Genomic DNA, 23,881 nt, shown 5'->3' on the forward strand with positions numbered 1-23,881 from the left:
TTTCGTAGGAGCGAGCTTGCTCGCGAAGGGTGTTTACCGGTGGCTGTTGTGTATCGGGGGGGACTCCTTTCCCTCTCCCCAACCCTCTCCCTGAAGGGAGAGGGGGCTGTCCGTGCCAGTGGGAATGGGCGGTGCTCGCCGGCGAGCATCGATGTTGCGCTTCAAAGGCTCCCTCTCCCTTCAGGGAGAGGGCGGGGGGAGAGGGCTGGTGGGCATAGCACCAACAGCCCCAGGCCAACCTCACCACCCCAACTGCTTATGCAACCCCAGGGCGTCGTAATAGTCCCCCTGGTACACGATCTTGCCGTCCTTGACCTTCACATAGCTCACGCCGTCGAACGACAGCGGCTTGTTGGTCGCCGGGGTCTGGGCGTCCCAGGCGCCGGTGTTGGTGCCGCTGAAGGTCCACTGGAAGGCGATGCCGTCCTTGCTGACGATGGGCGTGCCGTTCATCTTCCACTTCAGGTCCGGCACGGCGCCGACGAAGACCTTGATGACGTTGTCGCGCGCGGCCTCGCGGCCCTTCTGCGGGGTGCCGACGGTGACGTCGAAGTACTCCGCGTCCTTGGCCAGGTAGCCGGCGGCCTTCTCGGCATCGTGGGCGTTCCACGCGGCCATGTAGGCGTCGACTATCTGTTTAGGGCTCTCCGCGGCCTGGGCCAGGCCGGCGAGGGTGAACAGCGACAGCAGGTAGAACGCTCTGACGAGGTGACGCATGCTTGCCTCCGTTGCGGGCGCGCCCGCGGGGTTGTGGGCCGGGTGGCCCGAGGCGCTGGGCCCCCGCGAACGCGAGGGCCCAGCGACTTGCCTCAGTGCTTGAACATCACATGGCGGACGGCGGTGTAGTCCTCCAGCCCGTACATGGACATGTCCTTGCCGTAGCCGGAATGCTTCACGCCGCCGTGGGGCATTTCGCTGACCAGCATGAAGTGAGTGTTGACCCAGGTGCAGCCGTACTGCAGGCGGGCCGCCAGGCGGTGGGCGCGGCCGACGTCGCGGGTCCACACCGAGCTTGCCAGGCCGTAGTCGGAGTCGTTGGCCCAGGCCAGGGCCTGCGCCTCGTCGTCGAACTCGGTGACCGAGACCACCGGGCCGAATATCTCGCGGCGCACCACTTCGTCGTCCTGGCGGGCGCCGGCCAGCACGGTCGGCTCGAAGAAGAAGCCGGGGCGGTCGGCGCGCTTGCCGCCGGTGACCACCTGGATGTGCGGCACCTGGCGGGCGCGCTCGACGAAGCCTTCGACGCGCTGCAGGTGTTGCTCGGTGATCAGCGGGCCGAGCTCGGTGTCCGGGTCGTCCTGCTCGCCGTAGCGGATGCTGCCGACGGCTTCGCCCAGCTTCTGCACGAACCTGGCGTACACGCCCTTCTGCGCGTAGATGCGGCAGGCGGCGGTGCAGTCCTGCCCGGCGTTGTAGAAGCCGAAGGTGCGGATGCCTTCCACGGCGGCGTCGATGTCGGCGTCGTCGAAGATGATCACCGGGGCCTTGCCGCCCAGTTCCATGTGCATGCGCTTAACGGTATCGGCGGTGCCGGCGATGATGCGGCTGCCGGTGGCCACCGAGCCGGTCAGCGAGACCATGCGCACCTTCGGGTGGGTGGTCAGCGGCTCGCCGACGCTCGGGCCGCGGCCGAAGACCATGTTGACCACGCCAGCGGGGAAGATTTCGGCGATCAGCTCGGCCAGGCGCAGGGCGGTCAGCGGCGTCTGCTCGGAGGGCTTGAGCACCACGGTGTTGCCGGCGGCCAGGGCCGGGCCCAGCTTCCAGGCGGCCATCATCAGCGGGTAGTTCCAGGGCGCGATGGAGGCCACCACGCCCACCGGGTCGCGGCGGATCATCGAGGTGTGGCCGGGCAGGTACTCGCCCGCAGCGGAGCCTTGCAGCACGCGGCTGGCGCCGGCGAAGAAGCGGAACACGTCGGCGATGGCCGGCAGTTCGTCGTTCAGCGCCGCGCTGTAGGGCTTGCCGCAGTTGCTGGATTCCAGGCGGGCCAGCTCCTCGGCGTTGGCGTCGATGGCGTCGGCCAGTTTCAGCAGCAGCAGCGAGCGGTCCTTCGGTGCGGTCTGCGACCAGCTGTCGAAGGCGGCGTCGGCGGCTTCCACCGCGGCGTTGACCTGGGCCGGCGAGGCCTCGGCGATCTCCACCAGGGGGGTGCCCAGGGACGGGTTGAGTACGGCGAGCTTCTCGCCTTCGCCAGCGACCAGTTGGCCGTTGATCAGCAGTTTGGTTTGCATTGGTAGGTCCTCTTGGTCAGGAGCTTGCAGGTATTCGTTGGGGTTTCTTTTATGGGGCCGCCGTTTACGGCAGTCCTGAGGGGTTCTGTTATGTCGGAGCGGGGGCTTTCCCCTCTCCCTAGCCCTCTCCCTGAAGGGAGAGGGGACGCTCGTGCCGTGCTGCCTTCCGTGTTTTCCGGCGAGCGCGGTGATATCCACACTTGCCGGACGGGCTCCCTCTCCCTTCGGAGCGGGGTGCGCAGTCAGGGCGGGGGGAGAGGGTCGCATGGCACCTGACTGTCACTTCCCACTCCCCGCCACGCCTTCGCCACCCTTGGTCAGGTAGTAGGCGCCGAGGATCGGCAGCATGGTCACCAGCATCACCAGCATGGCCACCACGTTGGTCACCGGGACGTCGCGCGGGCGCGTCAGCTGGTTGAGCAGCCAGATCGGCAGGGTGCGCTCGTGGCCGGCGGTGAAGGTGGTGACGATGATCTCGTCGAAGGACAGCGCGAAGGCCAGCATGCCGCCGGCCAGCAGGGCCGAGCCGAGGTTCGGCAGGATCACATGGCGGAAGGTCTGCCAGCCGTCGGCGCCCAGGTCCATCGAGGCTTCGATGAGGCTGTGGGAGGTGCGGCGGAAGCGCGCGATCACGTTGTTGTAGACGATCACCACGCAGAAGGTCGCGTGGCCGATGACGATGGTCAGGAAGCCCGGCTCGATGCCGAGGGTCTTGAACGCCGACAGCAGCGCGATGCCGGTGATGATGCCGGGCAGGGCGATGGGCAGGATCAGCATCAGCGAGATGCCTTCCTTGCCGAAGAAGTCGCGGCGGTACAGCGCGGCCGCGGCCAGGGTGCCCAGGAGCATGGCGATCAGGGTGGCGACGCAGGCGATCTTCAGCGACAGGGTGATCGACTCCAGCACGTCCTGGCGGGCGAAGGCGACGCTGAACCAGTGCAGGGTGAAGCCCTGCGGCGGGAAGCTGAACGCGGCGTCCTCGGTGTTGAAGGCGTACAGGAAGATGATCAGGATCGGGAAGTGCAGGAACACCAGCCCGCCCCAGGCGGCCGCTTTCAGGCCCCAGGAAGCTTTGTCAGAGTGCATCGAAGGCCCCCAGGCGTTTGACGATGGACAGGTACAGGGCGATCAGCACGATGGGCACCAGGGTGAAGGCGGCGGCCATCGGCATGTTGCCGATCGCGCCCTGCTGGGCGTAGACCATGCTGCCGATGAAGTAGCCCGGCGGACCCACCAGCTGCGGCACGATGAAGTCGCCGAGGGTCAGGCTGAAGGTGAAGATCGAGCCGGCGGCAATGCCCGGGATCGACAGCGGCAGGATCACCTGGAAGAAGGTCTGCCGCGGGTGCGCGCCGAGGTCGGCCGAGGCCTGCAGCAGCGACGGCGGCAGGCGTTCCAGGGAGGCCTGGATCGGCAGGATCATGAACGGCAGCCAGATGTAGACGAACACCAGGAAGCGCCCCAGGTGCGAGGTGGACAGGGTGTTGCCGCCCACGCCGGGAACGTCCATCAGCAGGTCCAGCAGCCATTGCAGGCCGAGGTGGTGCACGAACCACATCGCCACGCCGCCCTTGGCCAGCAGCAGGGTCCAGGCATAGGCCTTGACGATGTAGCTGGCCCACATCGGCATCATCACCGCGATGTAGAAGAACGCCTTGGTCTTGCCGCTGGTGTAGCGCGCCATGTAGTAGGCGATGGGGAAGGCCACCACGCCGCTGGCAATGGACACGGCCACCGCCATCAGCACTGTGCGCTGGATGATGTCGAAGTTGGCCGGGGTGAACAGGGCGGCGAAGTTGGCCCAGGTCAGGTCCGGCGTCACCGTCATGGTGAAGTCGTCGAAGGTGTAGAAGCCCTGCCACATCAGGGTCAGCAGCGAACCCAGGTAGATCGCGCCGAACCACAGCAGCGGCGGCACCAGCAGCAGCGAGAGGTACAGCGTCGGCTTGCGGTACAGCAGGTTGGACAGGCGCCGTAGTGGGCCGTTGCCGGCCGTAGGCGCCGGCGCGTTCATCGTCAGTTCCATCTCAGGCGCCCTCGTTCAGCGCCACCATGGCCTCGCGCGCCCAGCGCGCGGTCACGCGCTGCCCCGGCTGGTGGGCGACGGCGGCGGCGTCCCACTGGCTGTTGGCCTGGCTCAGGCAGAGGTTCTGGCCGTTGTCCAGGCGGATCTCGTAGCGGGTGGCGGCGCCCTGGTACTGGATGTCGTGCAGCAGGCCGCTGATCTCCAGGTCGCAGGCCGCGCGCTCGCCGCTGGCGAAGCGGATGTGCTCCGGGCGGATGGAGAACGGCTGGGCGTTGCCGGTGAGCTGTTGGGCGAGGTCGCCGCGCAGCACGTTGGAGGTGCCGACGAACTCGGCGACGAAGGGCGTGGCCGGCTTCATGTACAGGTTGCGCGGGGTGTCCACCTGCTCGATGCGGCCCTTGTTGAACACCGCCACGCGGTCGGACATGGACAGCGCTTCGCCCTGGTCGTGGGTGACGAAAATGAAGGTGATGCCCAGCTGGCGCTGCAGCTTCTTCAGCTCGCTCTGCATCTGCTCGCGCAGCTTCAGGTCCAGCGCGCCCAGGGGCTCGTCCAGCAGCAGCACGCGCGGGCGGTTCACCAGGGCCCGGGCCAGGGCCACGCGCTGGCGCTGGCCGCCGGACAGCTGCACCGGCTTGCGGCCGCCGTAGCCGCCCAGGGCGACCATGCCCAGGGCCTCTTCGGCGCGCTTGAGGCGCTCGGCCTTGGCCACGCCCTTCACCTTCAGGCCGTAGGCGACGTTCTCCAGCACGTTCATGTGCGGGAACAGCGCGTAGTCCTGGAACACCGTGTTGACGTCGCGCTGGTACGGCGGCAGGCCGGCGGCCTCCTCGCCGTGGATGCGGATGGAGCCTGCGCTGGGCTGCTCGAAGCCGGCGATCAGGCGCAGGCAGGTGGTCTTGCCCGAACCCGAGGGGCCGAGCATGGAGAAGAACTCGCCGTCCTTGATGTCGATGGACACCCGGTCGACGGCTTTCACCTCGCCGAACTGGCGGGAGACCTGGGTGAATTGAACAGCGGGGGTGGTCATGGGGCACGCTCCAGGGGCAGGAAATCGGCGTGCGAAGGCCCTGCCCGGAAAAATCGGGTGGATCAGAAACGGATGGTGGGCTGGACGCCCCCTCTCCCTTCAGGGAGAGGGGAGCCGGTCAGGCGCGAGGCGAAGCCTCGTGCTCAACGACCGCCCATGATCGCGATGTAGTCCTGGGTCCAGCGGCTGTACGGCACGAACTTGCCGCCCTCGGCCTGCGGGGTCTTCCAGAAGGCGATCTTCTCGAACTGGTCGAAGCCATTGGTGGCGCAGCCTTCGCCGCCGAGCAGCTCGCTGGCCTTGCAGCCTTCCGGCGCGGCCGGCACCGAGCCGAACCAGGCGGCCACGTCGCCCTGCACCTTGGGCTCCAGCGACCAGTTCATCCACTTGTAGGCGCAGTTCGGGTGCGCGGCCTCGGCGTGCAGCATGGTGGTGTCGGCCCAGCCGGTGACGCCCTCTTTCGGGAACACGGTGGCGATCGGCTGCTTCTCGCCCTTCAGCGCGTTGGCCTGGTACGGCCAGGAACTGGAGGCGGCGACGCCTTCGTTCTTGAAGTCGCTCATCTGCACGGTCGCATCGTGCCAGTAGCGGTGGATCAGCGAATGCTGCTTGCGCAGCAGGTCGAGCACGGCGGCGTACTGCGCCTCGGTCAGCTGGTACGGGTCCTGGATGCCCAGTTCCGGCTTGGTGCTCTTCAGGTACAGCGCGGCGTCGGCGATGTAGATGGGGCCGTCGTAGGCCTGCACGCGGCCCTTGTTCGGCTTGCCGTCGGGCAGGTTCTGCGCCTCGAACACCACGCTCCAGCTGTCCGGCGCCTTGGGGAAGACCTTGGTGTTGTACATCAGCAGGTTCGGGCCCCACTGGTACGGGCTGCCGTAGGTCTTGCCGGCGACGGTGTACCAGGGCGCGTCCTTCAGGCGCGCGTCGATGTTCTTCCAGTTGGGGATCAGCTCGGGGTTGATCGGCTGCACGCGCTTGCCGTAGATCAGGCGCAGGGAAGCGTCGCCGGAGGCGGTGACCAGGTCGTAGCCGCCCTTGGCCATCAGGCTGACCATCTCGTCGGAGGTGGCGGCGGTCTTCACGTTGACCTGGCAGCCGGTGTCCTTCTCGAACTGGGTGACCCAGTCGTAGGCCTTGTCGGATTGGCCGCGTTCGATGTAGCCGGGCCAGGCGATGATGTCCAGGCGGCCCTCACCGGCGCCGACCGCCTTGATGGCATCGGCGGCCTGTACGCCGGCGCTGGCCAGCAGGGCGGTGGTGATGGCGCTGAGCAGTGCGGTCTTGCGCATGCGATGTCTCCCTCGTTTGTTGTCTCTATTGGTGGGGCAGTGTCAATCGAGCAACGGCCCTCGCGCGGCGTACCGCCGGGGCGCTTCTTATGTACCGGCGGGCGGGCCCGCCGGGTGGTTCAGTCCAGGCGGTCGCCGTGGCGGGCCATGATGTGGCGCACCACGCTGTAGTCCTGCAGCGAGTCGCTGGACAGGTCCTTGCCGTAGCCCGAGCGCTTGAGGCCGCCGTGGGGCATCTCGCTGGCGAGCATGAAATGGGTGTTGATCCAGGTGCAGCCGTACTGCAGGCGGTTGGCGATCTGGAAGGCCTTGTCCAGGTTCTGCGTCCACACCGAGGAGGCCAGGCCGTACTCGGAGTCGTTGGCCCAGTCCACCGCCTGCTCCAGTTGCTCGAAGCGGGTCACGGTGACCACCGGGCCGAACACCTCGCGCTGGACGATCTCGTCCTGCTGCCGGCAGCCGGCCAGCAGCGTGGGCTGGTAGTAGAAACCGGGGCCGGAATGCACGGCGGCGCCGGTCACCCGCTCGATGTGCGGCTGGCCCAGGGCGCGTTCGACGAAGCTGGCCACGCGGTCGCGCTGGCGGGCGCTGATCAGCGGGCCGATCTCGTTGTCCTGATCGCGCTTGCGGGCGAAACGGATGCTGCTGACGGCCTCGCCCAGCTCGGCCACCAGGCGGTCGTGGATGCCGGCCTGGGCGTAAATGCGGCAGGCGGCGGTGCAGTCCTGCCCGGCGTTGTAGTAGCCGTGGGTGCGTACGCCCTGGACGACCGCTTCGATATCGGCGTCGTTGCAGACTATGACCGGCGCCTTGCCGCCCAGCTCCAGGTGGGTGCGCTTCAAGGTGCGCGCGGCGGCCTGGAGGATCTTCTGCCCGGTGACGATGTCGCCGGTCAGCGACACCATGCGCACCCGCGGGTGGCCGACCAGGTGGCTGCCGACGTTCTCGCCGCCGCCGCAGACTATGTTGAGCACGCCGGGCGGGAGGATGTCCGCCAGCGCCGGGGCCAGCGCCAGGATCGACAGCGGGGTGTGCTCGGACGGCTTGAACACCAGGGTGTTGCCGGCGGCCAGGGCCGGGGCGATCTTCCACGCCGCCATCATCAGCGGGTAGTTCCAGGGCGCGATGGAGGCCACCACGCCCACCGGGTCGCGGCGCACCATGCTGGTGTGCCCGGGCACGTACTCGCCGGCCAGTTGGCCCTGCTGGCAGCGCACGGCGCCGGCGAAGAAGCGGAACACGTCGGCGGTGGCCGGGATGTCGTCCTGCCGCGCCAGGTGCAGCGGCTTGCCGCAGTTCAGGGCCTCCAGGCGGGCGAGGGCGTCGGCGCGCTTGTCGATGGCGTCGGCGATCGCCAGCAGGGCGGCGGAACGTTGCGCGGGGGTGGTCCGCGACCAGGCCGGGAAGGCGCGCTGGGCGGCGTCGATGGCCCGCTCGATCTGCTCGGGGGAGGCATCGGCGACGCTGACCAGGGTTTCGCCGCTGGCGGGGTTGAGGATGGCCTCGGCGAGGCCCTGGCCGGCCGCCAGCTGACCGTCGATCAGCAGCTCGGTGTACAGGGTCGGGGTGCTCGCAAGGGCGTTCATCTTCGCGGCTCTTTTCTTCTCGGTCTTGTTTTCGGGGGCCATTGGCGTGCTCCGGAGGGGCTGCCCGGAACCGGCCCTTTTGTATGAAGCGAGAGACTAGATTCCGGGCTTGAGGTCGACAAATTCTAAATACTGAAAGCAGCATTCGATTAAATCGAAAGCTGCTAGATCGATGGCCGCTTGGCGTTGGGTTGTTCGCGGGCCACGGTGAGGAACGGGTCCACCAGCGCTGGCCGCGCCGTGCCGCGGCGCCAGGCCAGGCCGACGTCCAGCGGCTCGCCCAGGTCCACCAGCGGGCGCGCCTCGATGATGTCGCCCTCCAGGGACCAGGGGCGGTAGGTCATGTCCGGCTGGATCGACAGGCCCAGGCCGGCGGCCACCAGGCTACGCACGGCCTCCACCGAGGCGGTGCGCAGCGTCACCTGCGGCGCCAGCCCGGCGCGCGACCAGATGCGCTGGGTGTGCAGGCCCATCTCGTCGGCGTTGAGCTGGATCAGCGGCTCGCCGGCGACGTCCGCCAGGCCGATGCTGTCACGCTCCAGCAGCGGGTGCTGGGCCGGCAGCCAGAGGCGGTGCGGCGAGTGGGTGAGCACCTCGGTCTGCAGGGCGTGGCGGTCCTCCAGGTTGGAGAGGATGAGCACGCCCACGTCGATCTCGCCGCTCACCAGCAGGTGCTCTATATAAGGCCGCTCGTCCTCCACCACGCGGGTCTGCACGTTGGGGTAGGCGCGCTGGAAGCGGGTGATCAGGTCGGCCAGGTAGTAGCCGGCCACCAGGCTGGTCACGCCTATGGTCAGGCTGCCGGCCACCTTGTCGGTGCTCTGCTGCAGGCTGCGCTTGGCGTTCTCCACCGTGGCCAGGATCAGGTGCGCCTGGCGCAGGAACTGGTGGCCCTGGTGGGTGAGCGTCATGCCCTTGGCGTGGCGCTCGAACAGGCGCACGCCGATCTCCTCCTCCAGTTGCTGGATGGCCAGCGTCAGGGTGGACTGGGAAATGAACACCGCCTGGGCGGCGGCGGAGATCGAGCCGGTCTCGGCGACGGCGATGAAATGGCGGATCTGGCGCAGGGTCATCATGGTGGCGGGCCATGGCTTTGTGCTTTATCGAAAATCCATAGGAACATTCTTTTAAATCGAATGGAAGGCGCAAGCACAGGATGCTCTTCGTAGGATGGGTTGAGCCCCGGCGAAACCCATGCGGCCATGGCGATGGGGTTCTCCTGCAGTTGTAGGAGCGGGCCCTGCCCGCGAATCGCGCGCAGGGCGCGCTCCTACAGATGGGGCAGCGGTGGTGGCGTAGGAGCGGACTCCGTCCGCGATTCGCACACAGGACGCCGGCTCAGCAATATCCCGAAGCACTCTGCACCTGCGTGCCCCCGTGGGCGGGCGCTAGAGTCGAAGTTTCCCCCCAACCGACCCAGGAGACCGCCATGAACACCCGTGGCCTGCTCGACCAACTGCTCAAATCCGGCCAGGAACTCCTGCAGAACAAGGGGCTCGCCCAGGCCGGCGGCCAGCCGCAGGCCGGGCAGGGCGCCGGCAAGGGCGGCCTGGACATCGGCAGCCTGCTCTCCGGCGCCGGTGGCGGCGCCCTGGCCGCCGGCGCGCTGGGCCTGCTGCTGGGCAGCAAGAAGGCGCGCAAGATGGGCGGCAAGGTAGTCACCTACGGCGGCCTGGCCGCCCTCGGGGTGATCGCCTACAAGGCCTACGGCAACTGGCAGCGCCAGCAGGCCAGTGCGCCGCGCGGCGAGCCGCAGACCGTCGACCGCCTGCCGCCGGTGGAGGCCGAAGCCCACAGCCACGCCATCCTCCGCGCCCTGGTGGCGGCGGCCAAGGCCGACGGCCACATCGACGCCCGCGAGCGCCAGCTGATCGACGGCGAGATCGCCAAGCTCACCGGCGACCTGGAGCTGCAGGGCTGGCTCGACCGCGAACTGGCCAAGCCGCTGGACCCGCAGGAAGTGGCGCGCGCCGCCAAGAGCGAGGAAATGGCCGCCGAGATGTACCTGGCCAGCCTGCTGATGGTGGACGAGGAAAACTACATGGAGCGCGCCTACCTCGACGAACTGGCCCGCCAGCTGAGCCTCGACCCCGGCCTCAAGGCCGAGCTGGAAACCCAGGCGCAGAAGGCCCTGCAGGCCCTGCCGGCCTGATTCTCAGCGCGCCCCTGAATAGTCCCGGACGGCATTGGCGGAATCCGCCACCGGGACTATCGTTGCCTGACCGCAACCACGCCGAGGGCGCTGCCATGAACACCACGGATCTGCTGGAACAACTGCTGCGGGCCGGCCAGGGCGCGCAGGCGCAACAAGGCGGCGCAGGCGGCCTGGGCGGCCTCGGAGGGCTGCTCGGCGGCCTGCTCGGCGGCGCCACCGGTGGTGGCGCATCGGCCGGTGGCCTGGGCGGCCTCGGCGGTGTGCTGGGCAGCATGCTCGGTGGCGGCGCCCCGGCCAGCCAGGGGCGCTCCAGTGGCGGCGGGGTCAACTACGCCATGCTCGCCTCCCTGGGCATGATGGCCTTCCAGGCCTACCAGAACTGGCAGCAGCAACAGGCCGCCGCCGCGCCGCAACAGGCACCGACCACCGTCGACCAGCTTTCCGGCGACGAAGCCGAAGCCCACAGCCACGCCATCCTCATCGCCCTGATCGCCGCGGCCAAGGCCGACGGCCGCATCGACGACAAGGAGAAGCAGGCGATCTACGCGGAAATCTCCCGCCACGCCGGCGAGCCGGAACTGCAGGCCTGGCTCGACAACGAGGTGCGCAAACCCCTCGAAGCCACCGACGTGGCCCGGGCCGCCCAGGGCGACCCCGGCAAGGCCGCGGAAATGTACCTGGCCAGCGTGATGCTGGTGGACGACCAGCAGGAAAGCGAACGCAACTACCTGGACGAACTGGCCTACCAGCTCCAGCTCGACCCGGAACTGCAGGCCCACCTGGAGCAGCAGGCCAAGAGCGGCGGTGAAGTAGCCTGAAACAACTTGGCACGGCTTGAGGGCGTACATGTAGGAGCATTCGCACATTCAGGCTGTCGAAGGGACGCAAGCAATCCGGACGAACGCATCCGCGCGTTGCGTTCGTCCTTCAACCGGCAAGGAGGCGTCATGCCCTGTACCCGTTTCACCCTCTCCACCGCGCTGCTGCTCAGCGCCACCGCCACCCTGGCCAACGCCGCCAAGCTCGAGGACGTAGCGCCTTATCCCAAGGCCGAGGACGGCTTCGTGCGGCAGGTCATCCACCTGCCCAAGCAGGCGCAGGAAGAAAACTTCAAGGTCGAGGTCCTGGCCGGCAAGACCCTGACCGTCGACTGCAACCGCCAGCGCCTGGGCGGCAGCCTGGAAGAAAAGACCCTGGAAGGCTGGGGCTACCCCTACTACCGCCTGGACAAGGTCAGCGGCCCGGCCAGCACCCTGATGGCCTGCCCGCAAGGCAAGAGCAGGAAAGACTTCGTACCGGTGGTCGGCGACGGCTTCCTGCTGCGCTACAACAGCAAGCTGCCGATCGTGATCTACGCGCCCAAGGACGTCGAAGTCCGCTACCGCATCTGGTCCGCCTCGGACAAGGTCGAACACGCCCGCGCGGAATAACCCCCTCGACCAAGCCCATGCATCCTGTAGGAGCGGGCCCTGCCCGCGATTCGCGCGCAGGGCGCGCTCCTACAGGGGGAATGGCGTGGGTGGGGCAGCGTAGGAGCGGATCTTATCCGCGATCCGCGTCGAAACCTCCGGCGATCGGGGACAAGGTCCGCTCCTACGGGGAAGGAATACCGTGTTTCCCGGCGACCTGTAGGAGCGGACTCCGTCCGCGATCCCGCCGGCAAGGCCGGTGCTCGGCCGAGCACGGCGATGGGTATCGCTTCGCTCCACCCATCCTACGAAGAGCGCCGTGGCTCGGCCTGCAAGACAGCTCGCCTGGTCTCTCTTAACGCCAGCGGCAGGGTTGCCGCACAATACGCGGCCCACAGCAGGCCAACAGGGAGCGTTCTGTGCAAAGAATCCTGATCATCGGCTCCGGTGGCAGCGGCAAGAGCACCTTGTCCGCAGCTCTCGGCCAACGCCTGGCTCTACCGGTCATCCACATGGACGCGCTGTACTGGCAGCCCGGCTGGGTGGAACCGGCAAAGCCTGACTGGCAGGTGCGCGTGGAGGCGCTCTGCCTGGGCGAGCGCTGGGTGATGGACGGCAACTACTCCGGCACCCTGGCGCAGCGCCTGGCCGCCTGCGACACCGTGATCTTCCTCGACCTGCCACCGCTGCTCTGCCTGTGGCGCGCCCTGCGTCGCGGCTTCCGCTATCGCGGCCAGGTCCGCCCCGACATGGCCGAAGGCTGCCCCGAGCAACTGCCCGACCCGGCGTTCCTGAGCTGGATATGGAACTACCCGAAGCGCAGCCGCCCCAAGGTGATGGCGTTGCTGGACGCGCACCGGCAGGGGAGGCGCATCGTCCATCTGCGCTCGCGGCGCGAGGTCATTCAGTTTCTCCGGGAGTTGGACTGGAATCCGTCTGCGACAGCGAAACACAACCTCTGAGTGCAGAGACCTGAATCGCCAGTACCGCACTGGTAGGAGCGAGCTTGCTCGCGAAGGGGGCTCGCCGGCGACTCTGGTGTTTTCAGTTGAATCCGTCCCCTCTCCCCAGCCCTCTCCCTGAAGGGAGAGGGGGCTTGTCCGTGCCGGCGGAAAGGTCAGTTTCAGCCGGATAACACCGAAATTACCGGCTAACTCCAGAGTTCCCGTTTCTGCCCAATGGTCCCCTCTCCCTTCAGGGAGAGGGTTAGGGAGAGGGCGCTCTCATGCCTGGCACCGGCATGACCGGGATACTCCCTTCGCGAGCAAGCTCGCTCCTACAAAAGCACCCCGCAGCCCAGGCCACGGAGTGCCGACCTCAGTCCAAGCGCATCGCCCGCGCCAATTCCGGCAACGGCACCCAAACCTGCCCCTGCCAATCCAACACGCTCAACTGCTGTTGCTCCCAACGCAGTAATCGCCGCTGCGGCACCTCGCCCTGCGCCGGCTCAGCCGCATCACGCAGGCTCGGCACCACCGAATTGCTGATCCACTGGCGAATGCCGCGGTTCTCCGGATGGTGGAAAAGAATCAGCACGGCATACACCGCGGATTCGCTCAGCAACTCCACCTCTTCGGCCAAGCCGTTGTCATTGCGCAGCATGGCGCGACGCAACTGATCCGGATCGAGATTGCGCGCCAGGCGATCCTGCAGAAAGGCATTCATCAACTTGCTCAGGTCGCGCACGACGAACCAGGGCTGGCCTTCGATCAGCAGGGCACGGAGGCGACGTTTGTGGCGGTAGAAGTGGGTGGGGATGAACTGGGACTGGACAGAAGTCGTGGAAATAGACATGGATGTTGCGTCCTTTCAGATACGCTCCATGCTGACGGGCATGTATTCCGTCGTGAGGGTGTGTTCAGCACCGAGATTTGAAAATAGTGAATAGGGACTGGTTGGTTAACTGAATAGCAAGCGATTCTACGGATTGAAATTATCTTGTCTTTACTAGGTTATTAGGTATGAGAGAGCAAATAAAAAAATCTATTTCCTCAAAGTGGCTGAGTCTTGATGCTTGGTCGGAGACTTATGTAGGGGCTAGGTGGTTGCTAGTTAATGAGTTGCCGGATTTTCAATATAAGGCTGAGGTTCATCATGGGGCTCTTGCCCAAATGGTTTTGTTAGCTGCGCATAGTTTGGTTGAAATAATGTTTTTCAGCTGTGTGGACGAGATCTTGAGTAAGGCTCAAGAGAGGAAATCGATGTTAGACCCAAAATACAGGGGGGCAAGTTTCACGGCGGCATTTAAGAACTGGCCCGTAGTATTGGTAGGTTCGCCTTTCGATCTAACGGTAGAACCATACAAGTCAGCGTTGTTGTTAGCACGAAGACGTAATGCAACGGTGCATAAAGAGTCGGCGCTTGCAACCGTCGAGATGGCGAGGTCGGCAGTGTATTCGGCGGTTGAGGTGTCGAAGATGATTGAAGGGAATCTTCTTGGCGGAAATGAATTTAAATACTGTAAGGTTATTGAAAAATACCCTTTGAAAGCCGAGCGATGGTTTAGTGACGTGAGCTTATTGAGCGAAGGGAAAGGGTGAATTGAAAAATCCTAGTCGTTTCTCTATTGTTCATTGCTACTTAAATCTCTATAGATTCCAGTTTTCCTTCCATTAGGACCCCTTGCTCCCTCTCGCACAGCCCCAGCAGAAAATCCCACACCAACCGCAACCTCACCGACCGGTGCAACTCCCGCCGCGTACACATCCAGTACTCCCGCTCGATGAACTCCCCCGGCAGCACCGGCACCAGCAGCGGGTCGTGCAGGCCCATGAACTGGGGCAGGATGGCCAGGCCGACGCCGGCTTGCGCGGCCTGCTGCTGGGCCACCACGCTGGTGCTGCGGAACACCACCTGGGGGTGGCGGCAGAAGCTGTGGTGGAACATCAGTTCCTGGCTGAACAGCAGGTCGTCCACGTAGCCGATCCACTGGTGCTTGCACAGGTCGTCGCGGTCGCGCAGCGGTGGGGCCTTTTCCAGGTAGGCGGGGCTGGCGAACAGGCTCAGGCGGTAGCGCGTCAGGCGGCGGCTGATCACCAGGTCGGCGTTGGGCCTTTCCAGGGTGATGGCGATGTCGGCCTCGCGGTTGGTGATGCTGACGAAGCGCGGCACCGACACCAGTTCCAGCTCAAGGCCCGGATACTGGCGCATCAGCTCGCCCAGGCGCGGGGCGAGGAACATGGTGCCCAGGCCCTCGGTCACGCCCAGGCGCACCTGGCCCAGGGGGCTGATGCTCTGGCTCATTTCCTCCTGGGCGAGGAGGGCGGTGTTCTCCATGGCCTCGGCGTGCCTGAGCAGCGCCAGGCCGGCCGGCGTCAGCTGGTAGCCGCCGGTGTGCTGGGCGAACAGCTGGGTGCCCAGGTCGCGCTCGATGTTCTCGATGTGCCGCGCCACGGTGGCATGGGTGGTGTTCAGCTTGCGCGCCGTGGCCAGCAGGCGGCCGCTGCGGTGCAGTTCGAGGAAGTAGCGCAGGTCGTTCCAGTCGAACATGGCGGGCTCCGTTGTTAGAAAACGATCAGCAGCTGACTCGAAATGTTCGTTTTTTTATCGCGAATGAGCGGCTAGCCTCAAGCGACGCATCGATAAGAACAACAAGAGGTCAGCCCATGCCCCAGGCACTGGACTCGTTCGACTACCTGATCGTCGGTGCCGGCCCCGCCGGCTGCCTGCTGGCCAACCGGCTGTCCGCCGACCCGGCCAACCGCGTGCTGCTGATCGAGGCCGGCGGCCCGGACAACTACCCCTGGATCCACATCCCCGTCGGCTACCTCTACTGCATCGGCAACCCGCGCACCGACTGGTGCTTCGACACCGAAGCGGTCCCCGGCCTCAACGGCCGCGCCATCAAGTACCCCCGTGGCCGCGTGCTCGGCGGCTGCTCCTCGATCAACGGCATGATCTACATGCGCGGCCAGGCCCGCGACTACGACGGCTGGGCCGCCGAGGGCAACCCCGGCTGGGGCTGGGACGACCTGCTGCCGCTGTTCCTCGGCATGGAGGACCACTTCGCCGGCGACAGCGCCATCCACCATGGCGGCGGCGAATGGCGGGTGGAGCAGCAGCGGCTGTCCTGGGAAATCCTCGATGCCTTCCGCGAGGCCGCCGCGCAGACCGGCATCGCTTCGGTGGACGACTTCAACGGCGGCGACAACGAAGGCTGCGGCTACTTCCAGGTGAACCAGCGCGGCGGCGTGCGCTGGAATGCCTCCAAGGCCTTCCTGCGCCCGGTCGAACAGCGCCCGAACCTGATGGTGCTGACCCACGTCGAGGCGCAGCAGCTGATCCTCGAAGACGGCCGCGCCCGCGGCCTGGTGGTGGACTGGCAGGGCGCCCGCCGCGAACTGCGGGCGCGCCGCGAGGTGATCCTGTGCGCCGGCGCCATCGGCTCGCCGGCCCTGCTGCAGCGCTCAGGCATCGGCCCGCGGCCCCTGCTGGAGCAACTGGGCATCGGCGTGCGCCACGAGCTGCCCGGCGTCGGCGAGAACCTCCAGGACCACCTGCAGCTGCGGCTGATCTACCGCATCCAGGGCACCCGCACGCTGAACCGCATCGCCGCCACGCCCTGGGGCAAGGTCGGCATGGGCCTGGAATACCTGTTCAAGCGCAGCGGCCCGCTGTCCATGGCACCGAGCCAGCTGGGCGCCTTCGCCAAATCCGATCCCGGCCAGGCCTCGGCCAACCTCGAATACCACGTGCAGCCGCTGTCCCTGGAGCGTTTCGGCGAGCCGTTGCACGCCTTCCCGGCCTTCACCGCCTCGGTGTGCGACCTGCGCCCGCAGAGCCGCGGCAGCGTGCGCATCCGCAGCAGCGATGCGCGCGCCAAGCCGCTGATCCAGCCCAACTACCTGAGCCACCCGGAAGACCTGCGGGTGGCCGCCGACGCCATCCGCCTGACCCGCCGCATCGCCGCCGCGCCGGCCCTGGCGCGCTTCCGCCCGGAGGAATACAAGCCCGGCCCGGACTTCCAGACCGAGGAAGACCTGCAGCGCGCCGCGGCGGACATCGGCACCACCATCTTCCACCCGGCCGGCACCTGCCGCATGGGCTCGGGGCCGAACGCGGTGGTCGACAGCCAGCTGCGCGTGCACGGCATCCCCGGCCTGCGCATCGCCGACGCCTCGATCATGCCCGCGCTCACCTCCGGCAACAGCTGCTCGCCGGTGCTGGTGATCGCCGAGAAGGCGGCGCGGATGATTCTTGCCGAACCCTCGTGCAGCGCCGAGGTCATCCCTATCAGCGGGCGCGAGGAGAAGGCCCTGTCCTGACGGCCACCCCGGCGGGACGAACAGGTTCGACAGAAGACAGCGTCGCGCGGCCCCCGGGCCGTGGCGGTCGAGGCTGAAACAACAATAAGAGCCCCCACGAGGGGCAGGAGAGCCGTAATGACCGATCTAGCACAGCCCCAGTCGTTCGAGCGGGGGCGCTCCAGCGGCCGCGAAGAGCGCAAGGTGATCTTCGCCTCCTCGCTCGGTACCGTGTTCGAGTGGTACGACTTCTTCCTCTACGGATCGCTGGCGGCGGTCATCAGCAAGCAGTTCTTCGCCGGCGTCAACGACACCACCGCTTTCATCTTCGCCCTGCTGGCCTTCGCCGCCGGCTTCCTGGTGCGGCCCTTCGGCGCCCTGGTGTTCGGCCGCCTGGGCGACATGATCGGGCGCAAGTACACCTTCCTCGTCACCATCCTGCTGATGGGCCTGTCGACCTTCTGCGTCGGCCTGCTGCCGTCCTACGCCAGCATCGGCGTGGCCGCGCCCATCATCCTCATCGCCCTGCGCCTGCTGCAGGGCCTGGCCCTGGGCGGCGAGTACGGCGGCGCGGCCATCTACGTCGCCGAGCACGCCCCGGCCAACAAGCGCGGCGCCTACACCAGCTGGATCCAGTGCACCGCCACCGCCGGCCTGCTGCTGTCGCTGCTGGTGATCTGGGGCTGCCGCCAGTTCACCGGCGAGGCTTTCGAAAGCTGGGGCTGGCGCCTGCCGTTCCTGCTGTCCATCGTGCTGCTGGGCATCTCCACCTGGATCCGCCTGTCGATGCAGGAGTCGCCGGCGTTCCTGAAGATGAAGGCCGAAGGCAAGGTCAGCAAGGCGCCGCTGAAGGAGTCCTTCACCAACTGGAGCAACCTGAAGATCGTGCTGATCGCCCTGTTCAGCATCAACGCCGGCCAGGCGGTGACCTTCTATGCCGCGCAGTTCTACGTAATGTTCTTCCTCACCCAGGTGCTCAAGGTCGACCCGGCGCTGTCCAACGTGCTGCTGATCATCTCCCTGGTGATAGGCGCGCCGCTGTTCGTGCTGGCCGGCTGGGTGTCCGACAAGGTCGGGCGCAAGCCGGTGCTGGTGGTCGGCCTGCTGCTGGCCACGCTGTGCTACTTCCCGCTGTTCAAGGCCCTGACCCACTACGCCAACCCGCAGATCGACCAGGCCACGCGCCAGGCCCCGGTGGTGGTGATGGCCGACCCGGCCACCTGCACCTTCCAGTTCGACCCGGTGGGCAAGGCCAAATTCGACAGCCCCTGCGACAAGGCCAAGACCCTGCTGGTGAAGGGCGGCGTGCCCTACAGCACCCAGGCCGCGCCGGCCGGCAGCGAGCTGGTGGTGAGCGTGGGCGAGAAGCGCATCGAGGGCTTCGACTCCGCCGCCCTGGGCGCCGCGGTGAAGGAGGCCGGCTACCCGACCCAGGCCGACGCCTCGCTGGTGAACCGGCCGATGGTGATCGCCATCATCGTGGCGCTGATCTTCATCGCCACCTGCTGCTACGGCCCGCTGGCGGCGCTGATGGTCGAGCTGTTCCCGACGCGCATCCGCTACACCTCGCTGTCGCTGCCGTACCACATCGGCAACGGCTGGTTCGGCGGCCTGTTGCCGACCATCTCCTTCGCCCTGGTGGTGTACACCGGCAACATCTTCTACGGCCTCTGGTACCCCGTGCTGGTCACCGGCGTGAGCCTGGTGTGCTCGCTGCTGTTCCTGCGCGAGACGCGGCATAACGACATTCATGCCGATTGAGCGTGCGGCAAGACCAAGACGGCCCGCCTCGTGCGGGCCGTTTCATTTGCCGGGCCGTGACCAGTTTGGAGGGTTTTCTGAAAAAGGCTCTTTCCTGCAGGAATCAGGAAAAAAGAGGAATGCCTGTAGGAATCAAGCTGCATACATCCTAAAGAGCAAAAACTAAAAAGCTCCCTGCTATCCATGGCCAGCAGGGAGCGAAACATGCGACGTCCATCATCCAGCAGGAACGCAATGGTCCTGCCCATCCTCGGCGATTACCCGCAACGAGCGGCAGGCGCGCGATGAAGCTCCTGCTATTGCACCAGAACTTCCCCGGCCAGTTCCGCTACCTGGCCCATGCCCTGGCAGGCCGGGAGGGTTGCGAGGTCCGCGCACTCGGGCTGGACAGCGCCCCAGGGTTGCCTGGCGTGAAGTTGTCCCGCTACCGGCCCAGGCGTGCCCCTGCCACGCAGGCCCATGGCTATCTCCACACATTGGAGAACGCGGTCCTGCACGGGCAGCAGGTGGCTCGCATCCTTCTGCAGCAGCGTCGCCGGGGCTATCGGCCCGATGTGATCCTCGGCCATCCCGGATGGGGTGAAACGCTCTTTCTCAAGGACGTATTTCCTGACGCACCGCTGATCCACTTCTGCGAGTACTACTACCAGACCCAGGGCGCCGACGCGGGTTTCGACCCCGAGTTTCCCATGACGCTGGACGACTCGGCGCGGCTGCGGTTGCGCAACACCCTGCACCTGCTCAATCTCGAACAGTGCGACTGGGGCGTCACCCCCACGTATTGGCAGCATTCCCTGCACCCCGAGGTCTATCGCGGCAAGATCCGCGTCGCCCACGAGGGCATCCCCGTCAACGAGTTGGGTCCCGACCCCCTGGCCTGCCTGCCGCTACCTTGTGGCGGTGTGCTGCGTGCCGGGCAGCCTGTGGTGACTTACGTGGCGCGCAACCTGGAGCCCTACCGGGGGTTCCACAGCTTCATGCGCGCATTGCCGTCGATCCTGTCCGGCAATCGACAGGTCCAGGTGGTCATAGTCGGGGGCGATGGCTGCAGCTATGGCAGGTTGCCCGGGGACGCGCCGAACTGGCGTAGCAAGCTGCTGGGGGAGCTTTCCCTGGACCTCGAACGCGTGCACTTTCTCGGCAAGGTGCCCTATGCAACCTACAGGCGCGTTCTCCAGGTTTCCGCCGTTCACGTCTATCTCACTTATCCCTTCGTTCTTTCCTGGTCGCTGCTGGAGGCCATGGCCAGCGGCTGCCTGGTCGTCGGCTCGGATACCGCTCCGGTTCGCGAGGTGATCGAGGACGGGCGCAACGGCCACCTCGTCGACTTCTTTTCCCCGTCCTCGATTGCCAGCCGCGTACTGGATGCCGTCGAACGGCCGGCTGCCCATTGGCAACTGCGCCAGCAGGCCAGGGCCACGGCACAAGGCTACAGCGTCGGCAATGGGCTTAAGGCATACGGCCAACTGCTGGCCGATGCCCTCGGTGAGGCGGCAGGCATTCGTTGAAGCGCGCTCTAAGGGCACGCGCAAGCACAAGGAAATTCGATGTCCCAGGAAAACACCGACGCAGCAACCGGGGAAACCATGGAGCTGGACAGTGGGCTGGCCTGCCTGGTGATGCTGGCGCGCTTTCACCAGGTGGCGGTTTCTCCCGAGCAACTGGCCCACGAACTCCGGCCGCCGGGCGCGGCCTTCGGCATTGCGGAAATCCTCCTGGCCGCGCGTCGATTGGGCCTGAAGGCGCGCTCGGTACGCAGCTCCGTCGAGCGCCTGGCACGCACGCCGTTCCCCGCTATCGCTCGTTCCCACGACGGCGATTTCTTCCTCATCGCCAGGAGCGACCAGGACAAGGTACTGGTCCAGGCTCCGAAGGCTGCGGGCCCCGAGGTGCTCGCCCTGGAGGCGCTGGCCGAGCGCTGGAGCGGAGAGCTGATCCTGGTCCGCTCCCAGGCATCGGAGGCGGCCGGCCTGTCGCGCTTCGACTTCACCTGGTTCATCCCCGCCATCGTCAAGTATCGAAAGCCGCTGGGCGAGGTGCTGGTCGCGTCTTTCGTGCTGCAGATATTCGCCTTGCTGACGCCCCTGTTCTTCCAGGTCGTGATGGACAAGGTGCTGGTGCACCGGGGGTTGTCGACACTGGACGTACTGGCCGTGGGCCTGCTTGGCATCATGCTCTTCGAGAGCCTGCTCAGTGGCCTGCGCAGCTATGTCTTCGCGCATACCGCAAGCCGCATCGACGTGGAACTCGGTGCCCGTCTGTTCCGCCACCTGGTCACCCTGCCGCTGGCCTACTTCCAGGCTCGCCGCGTCGGTGACTCCGTGGCACGGGTGCGGGAACTGGAGAACATCCGCAGCTTCCTCACCGGCAATGCCATCACCCTGCTGCTCGACGTGCTCTTCTCGGTGGTGTTCATCGCCGTGATGTTCTTCTACAGCGGCTGGCTGACCCTGGTGGTGGTGCTGTCGCTGCCCTTGTATTTCCTGCTGTCGCTGTTCGTTACGCCACTGCTGCGCGCCCGGGTGCAGGAAAGCTTCAACCGCGGGGCCGAGAACCAGGCCTTCCTGGTGGAAACCATCAACGGCATCGATACCCTCAAGTCGATGGCCGTCGAACCGCAGACCACCCGCAAGTGGGACAACCAGTTGGCGGCCTACGTGGCCGCCGGTTTCAAGACGCAGAACCTGTCCATGCTGGCCAACGAGGGCGTTTCGCTCATCGGCAAGCTGGTCACGGTCGCCACGCTCTGGCTGGGGGCGCGCCTGGTCATCGAAGGGCAGCTCACGGTAGGCCAGTTGATCGCCTTCAACATGCTTGCCGGCCGGGTATCGCAGCCGATCATGCGCCTGGCTCAGTTGTGGACGAACTTCCAGCAGACCGGCGTATCGGTCCAGCGCCTGGGGGACATCCTCAACACCCGGACGGAGCTGTCGCAAGCCTCGCGCAGCAGCCTGCCCGCGCTGAAAGGACGCCTGGAGTTCGACCAGGTGCACTTCCGCTATCGCCCGGACGGTTCGGAAGTGCTCCGCGGCATCAACCTGAGCGTCGCCGCGGGAGAGGTGGTCGGCATCGTCGGTCGTTCCGGTTCTGGCAAGAGTACCCTGACACGCCTGCTGCAACGGCTATATGTGCCGGAACGCGGGCGGGTGCTGGTCGACGGCATGGACCTGGCCCTGGTGGACGTTTCCTCGCTGCGTCGGCAGATCGGCGTGGTGCTGCAGGACAACCTGCTGTTCAACCGCAGCATTCGCGAGAACATCGCGCTGACCGACCCTGGTGCGCCGATGGAGGCCGTGATCCAGGCGGCTCGCCTGGCTGGGGCCCATGAATTCATCCTCGAATTGCCCGAAGGTTACGACACGCTGGTTGGCGAGCATGGTTCGTCGCTGTCCGGTGGCCAGCGGCAGCGCATCGCCATCGCTCGCGCACTGATCGGCAAACCGCGCATCCTGATCTTCGACGAGGCCACCAGCGCCCTGGACTACGAGTCCGAGCGCGTGGTCCAGCAGAACATGAGGGCCATCTGCAAGGGACGCACTGTGATCATCATCGCGCACCGCCTGAGTGCGGTGCGCGAGGCCAACCGGATCGTGGTGATGGACCGTGGCCAGATCGTCGAACAGGGCAGCCATGCCGAACTGCTCGCCCACCAGGCCGGGCACTATTCGCGCCTGTTCCGCCTGCAGCAGGGTGGTGTGCCATGAGCGCCCGCCGCGATCTGCTGCGACGCTACCGCAGCGCCTGGCGCCGGGCCTGGCGCAACCGCCAGTCGATGGATCCGCCGCAGCGGCTGCCCCATGAGGTGCAGTTCCTCCCCGCGGCCCTGGCCTTGCAGGAGCAGCCGGTCAGCCCGTTGGTGCGTTATATCAAGTGGTCGATCATGGCCTTCGCCGCCCTCGCCGTTCTTTGGGCCTGCCTCGGCGAAATAGACGTGGTCGCCACCGCCCGCGGCAAGATCGTCCCCAGCGGCAAGACCAAGGTCATCCAGCCCAGCGAAGTGGCGGTGGTCAAGGCCATACACGTCCACGACGGGCAGCAGGTGAAGGCGGGCGACCTGCTGTTGGAACTGGACCCGAGCCAGACCGAGGCCGACGTGGAGCGTTTGAAGGCCGACCTGCTCGCCGCCAAGGTGGACAGCGCCCGTGCCGGCGCCATGCTCGACGCTATCCGTGATGGCGTCGAACCCGCTTCCCTGAAGGAGCGCCTGCCACAGGCCAGCGAAGAACAGCTGCAAAGCGCCCAGCGCTGGCTACTGGGGCAATACCTGGAATTGCGCAGCAACATCGAGCAGACCCAGGCATCGATCGAGCAACGCCGCGCAGAAATCCAGGCGGCCCAAGCCACTGTCAATTCCTTGCACATCACCCTACCCATCGCCGAACAACTGGCGGCGGACTACAAGCGCCTGATGGAGCGCCGCTTCGTCGCCAAGCACGCCTGGCTGGAAAAGGAACAAGCCCGTCTCGAACAGACCCGCGAACTGTCGGTACAGCAGGCCCGACTGCTGGAACTGCGCGCCTCCCTGCGCGAAGCCGAGCAACGCCGAGAAGGCGTGATCGCACAGACCCGTCGGGCCATGCTCGACCTGCAACAGCAATCCGAACAGAAGGCCGCCGCCCTCGCCCAGGAACTGCGCAAGGCAGAGCAACGCGACCAACTGACCCGCCTGACCGCCCCCGTGGATGGCACCGTCCAGCAACTGGCCATCCACACCCGCGGCGGGGTGGTCACTGCGGCCCAGCCGCTGATGGCCATCGTCCCCAGGGACCAGCCGGTGGAAGTGGAAGCCATGTTGGAAAACAAGGACATCGGTTTCGTCTGGCCGGGGCAGGAAGTGGAAATCAAGGTCGAGACCTTCACCTTCACCAAGTACGGCGTGGTGCCGGGCGAAGTCATCAGCATCTCCGACGATGCCATCGAAGATGAAAAGCGCGGCTTGTTTTACAGCATGCGAATTCGCTTGAAGCAGAACCATATCCGAGTGGGAAGCCGGAACATTCCATTGACACCGGGGATGGCGGTGAGTGCGGAGGTGAAGACGGATAAGAGAAAGGTTATCGAGTATTTCCTGAGTCCGCTTAAACAGTATGTGAGTGAGAGTTTGGGGGAGAGGTAATAACAAATTATGAGGCTGATTTATAGACGGAC

Annotated in this window: 20 protein-coding genes; 10 read left to right on the top strand and 10 right to left on the bottom strand. The window is 66.2% G+C overall.

The window, feature by feature from the left end:
* Positions 1-240 precede the first annotated feature (240 nt).
* The 8 genes from VV867_RS04545 to VV867_RS04580 all read right to left on the bottom strand — a co-directional run bounded on the left by VV867_RS04545 (position 241) and on the right by VV867_RS04580 (position 9,241).
* Positions 241-717: an ester cyclase gene (locus VV867_RS04545; RefSeq protein ID WP_109935128.1), complete on the bottom strand. Its 477-nt coding sequence runs from the start codon at positions 715-717 to the stop codon at positions 241-243.
* Positions 718-809: 92 nt separating this feature from the next.
* Entirely contained in the window at positions 810-2,234 is a 1,425-nt protein-coding gene (locus tag VV867_RS04550) for a gamma-aminobutyraldehyde dehydrogenase (protein ID WP_109935127.1), read from the bottom strand.
* Positions 2,235-2,513: 279 nt separating this feature from the next.
* Positions 2,514-3,320, bottom strand: a complete 807-nt coding sequence (locus VV867_RS04555) for an ABC transporter permease (protein ID WP_089391494.1) — start codon at positions 3,318-3,320, stop codon at positions 2,514-2,516.
* Positions 3,310-4,260, bottom strand: coding sequence for an ABC transporter permease (locus VV867_RS04560; protein ID WP_442965001.1), 951 nt, complete (start codon positions 4,258-4,260; stop codon positions 3,310-3,312). The genes VV867_RS04555 and VV867_RS04560 overlap by 11 nt, the downstream gene beginning before the upstream one ends.
* Before the next feature lies 1 nt (position 4,261).
* The gene (locus VV867_RS04565) at positions 4,262-5,290 is read right to left on the bottom strand and encodes an ABC transporter ATP-binding protein (RefSeq protein ID WP_328565719.1); all 1,029 of its coding nucleotides are present in this window, start codon (positions 5,288-5,290) and stop codon (positions 4,262-4,264) included.
* Between the two features lie 143 nt (positions 5,291-5,433).
* Positions 5,434-6,579, bottom strand: coding sequence for a putative ABC transporter substrate-binding protein YdcS (gene ydcS / locus VV867_RS04570; protein ID WP_328565720.1), 1,146 nt, complete (start codon positions 6,577-6,579; stop codon positions 5,434-5,436).
* Between the two features lie 119 nt (positions 6,580-6,698).
* On the bottom strand, positions 6,699-8,165 hold the full coding sequence (locus tag VV867_RS04575) for a gamma-aminobutyraldehyde dehydrogenase (protein ID WP_425343527.1): 1,467 nt from the start codon (positions 8,163-8,165) through the stop codon (positions 6,699-6,701).
* Between the two features lie 164 nt (positions 8,166-8,329).
* Positions 8,330-9,241 (bottom strand): LysR family transcriptional regulator, encoded by a 912-nt coding sequence (locus tag VV867_RS04580; protein ID WP_089391497.1) that lies wholly within the window; start codon positions 9,239-9,241, stop codon positions 8,330-8,332.
* A 353-nt stretch (positions 9,242-9,594) separates the two neighbouring features.
* Here VV867_RS04580 and VV867_RS04585 point away from each other — a divergent pair, with 353 nt between their 5' ends.
* The 4 genes from VV867_RS04585 to VV867_RS04600 all read left to right on the top strand — a co-directional run bounded on the left by VV867_RS04585 (position 9,595) and on the right by VV867_RS04600 (position 12,691).
* Positions 9,595-10,317 (top strand): tellurite resistance TerB family protein, encoded by a 723-nt coding sequence (locus VV867_RS04585; protein ID WP_328565722.1) that lies wholly within the window; start codon positions 9,595-9,597, stop codon positions 10,315-10,317.
* Between the two features lie 95 nt (positions 10,318-10,412).
* Positions 10,413-11,138: a DUF533 domain-containing protein gene (locus VV867_RS04590; protein WP_328565723.1), complete on the top strand. Its 726-nt coding sequence runs from the start codon at positions 10,413-10,415 to the stop codon at positions 11,136-11,138.
* A gap of 129 nt (positions 11,139-11,267) precedes the next feature.
* Positions 11,268-11,750, top strand: a complete 483-nt coding sequence (gene eco / locus VV867_RS04595; protein WP_328565724.1) for a serine protease inhibitor ecotin — start codon at positions 11,268-11,270, stop codon at positions 11,748-11,750.
* A 398-nt stretch (positions 11,751-12,148) separates the two neighbouring features.
* Positions 12,149-12,691: a topology modulation protein gene (locus VV867_RS04600; RefSeq protein WP_328565725.1), complete on the top strand. Its 543-nt coding sequence runs from the start codon at positions 12,149-12,151 to the stop codon at positions 12,689-12,691.
* A 355-nt stretch (positions 12,692-13,046) separates the two neighbouring features.
* On the opposite strand, the gene VV867_RS04605 is transcribed toward VV867_RS04600, so the two are convergent.
* Complete coding sequence (locus VV867_RS04605; RefSeq protein ID WP_328565726.1) at positions 13,047-13,523, bottom strand: BRO-N domain-containing protein; 477 nt, start codon at positions 13,521-13,523, stop codon at positions 13,047-13,049.
* A 167-nt stretch (positions 13,524-13,690) separates the two neighbouring features.
* On the opposite strand from VV867_RS04605, the gene VV867_RS04610 reads away from it, so the two are divergent.
* Positions 13,691-14,269, top strand: a complete 579-nt coding sequence (locus tag VV867_RS04610) for a hypothetical protein (RefSeq protein ID WP_328565727.1) — start codon at positions 13,691-13,693, stop codon at positions 14,267-14,269.
* A 40-nt stretch (positions 14,270-14,309) separates the two neighbouring features.
* Here the strand turns inward: VV867_RS04610 and VV867_RS04615 are convergent, their stop codons facing one another.
* Positions 14,310-15,218: a LysR family transcriptional regulator gene (locus VV867_RS04615; RefSeq protein ID WP_328565728.1), complete on the bottom strand. Its 909-nt coding sequence runs from the start codon at positions 15,216-15,218 to the stop codon at positions 14,310-14,312.
* Between the two features lie 116 nt (positions 15,219-15,334).
* On the opposite strand from VV867_RS04615, the gene VV867_RS04620 reads away from it, so the two are divergent.
* The 5 genes from VV867_RS04620 (at position 15,335) to VV867_RS04640 (ending at position 23,849) form a co-directional block, all read left to right on the top strand.
* Positions 15,335-16,993, top strand: coding sequence for a GMC family oxidoreductase (locus tag VV867_RS04620; RefSeq protein ID WP_328565729.1), 1,659 nt, complete (start codon positions 15,335-15,337; stop codon positions 16,991-16,993).
* 117 nt (positions 16,994-17,110) lie between these two features.
* The gene (locus VV867_RS04625) at positions 17,111-18,733 is read left to right on the top strand and encodes an MFS transporter (protein ID WP_328565730.1); all 1,623 of its coding nucleotides are present in this window, start codon (positions 17,111-17,113) and stop codon (positions 18,731-18,733) included.
* Between the two features lie 284 nt (positions 18,734-19,017).
* Positions 19,018-20,241, top strand: coding sequence for a glycosyltransferase family 4 protein (locus VV867_RS04630; protein ID WP_328565731.1), 1,224 nt, complete (start codon positions 19,018-19,020; stop codon positions 20,239-20,241).
* Positions 20,242-20,280: 39 nt separating this feature from the next.
* Positions 20,281-22,437, top strand: a complete 2,157-nt coding sequence (locus VV867_RS04635) for a type I secretion system permease/ATPase (protein WP_328565732.1) — start codon at positions 20,281-20,283, stop codon at positions 22,435-22,437.
* Positions 22,434-23,849, top strand: a complete 1,416-nt coding sequence (locus tag VV867_RS04640; protein ID WP_109935235.1) for an HlyD family type I secretion periplasmic adaptor subunit — start codon at positions 22,434-22,436, stop codon at positions 23,847-23,849. Before VV867_RS04635 ends, VV867_RS04640 begins: the two co-directional genes overlap by 4 nt.
* The last annotated feature ends 32 nt before the right edge of the window (positions 23,850-23,881 follow it).

The organism is Pseudomonas sp. JH-2, from assembly GCF_036231725.1.
Classification (GTDB): Bacteria; Pseudomonadota; Gammaproteobacteria; order Pseudomonadales; family Pseudomonadaceae; genus Pseudomonas; species Pseudomonas delhiensis.